Below are 213 nucleotides of genomic sequence, written 5' to 3' on the forward strand. Positions count from 1 at the left end.
CCATCAAGGTGGTCGTTTCCGTCGCCACCGCGCAGGGTATCGTTACCTGTCCAGCCATAGAGAGCGTCATTCCCCGCGAGGCCGTGCATGTCATCGTTACCCCATTGGCCATGAAGTTGGTCGTTGCCGTTGCCGCCGTTGAGGTGGTCATTACCATGACCGCCGACGAGGACATCATCGCCGTCTTCACCCCACAGGCCATCGTTGCCGTTT

General features: G+C 59.6%; 1 protein-coding gene. It reads right to left on the bottom strand.

The window, feature by feature from the left end; genetic code table 11:
• A partial coding sequence (locus tag ATN88_RS25350; protein ID WP_408607739.1) for a calcium-binding protein occupies positions 1 to 213 on the bottom strand: 213 nt, incomplete at both ends.

Source organism: Enterovibrio coralii (assembly GCF_001559595.1).
Lineage (GTDB): Bacteria > Pseudomonadota > Gammaproteobacteria > Enterobacterales > Vibrionaceae > Enterovibrio > Enterovibrio coralii.